The organism is Bartonella sp. AC130YNZD (assembly GCF_042196865.1).
Classification (GTDB): domain Bacteria; phylum Pseudomonadota; class Alphaproteobacteria; order Rhizobiales; family Rhizobiaceae; genus Bartonella.
In genome coordinates, this window is sequence record NZ_JBHIQZ010000195.1 from 1 (window position 1) to 534 (window position 534).

Sequence of the window (534 nt, forward strand, 5' to 3'; positions counted from 1 at the left end):
CGACCATCTGCTAAACGAATGAGATATCCTTCTTCAAGCAAAACATTCAGTGCCGCTTCAAACTTCTTTACTGAATAACCAGTGTAATGAGATAAAACTTTAATATTATAAAAAAGAGGTTCACCAGTACGCAACATACGTAACCGTAATCGCATATAGATATTACCCTCTACAGCAGGCAAATAATCAACAACCATTGCCCACTTATCTGCAAAAAACCTTGTCCATGGCAACTTAGTTGACATGTATTCCCTCCTCTCTTTTCTTACTCCACCTTGCTAAAGCGGCTTTCGAAGCTCTCTCTGAAAATTTGCTAATGCTATAATCAAAGGCTACTGACCTATGCCATAAGCTGCCATTCTCTAAACGCGTGATATGACCAGTGCTTATTAAAGTCTCTAATGTCTTTTGAAACGTTCTTAGTGAACACCCACACCAACTTGATAAATAAGACGCATTATTTATAAGAGGCGCTTTCCTATCATTCATTAGCAACACAAGTGTTGTATAAACAGCCTTCTCGGTCGCTTTTAA

At 38.4% G+C, this 534-nt stretch carries 1 protein-coding gene and 1 pseudogene; both read right to left on the minus strand.

What is annotated here, in order from left to right; translation table 11 throughout:
• Positions 1-245 (minus strand): annotated as a pseudogene (locus ACFINU_RS10425) (hypothetical protein); the annotation flags it as partial.
• On the minus strand, positions 235-534 hold a 300-nt coding region (locus ACFINU_RS10430), incomplete at its 5' end, for a helix-turn-helix domain-containing protein (RefSeq protein WP_375619099.1). The gene ACFINU_RS10430 and the pseudogene ACFINU_RS10425, both read right to left, overlap by 11 nt.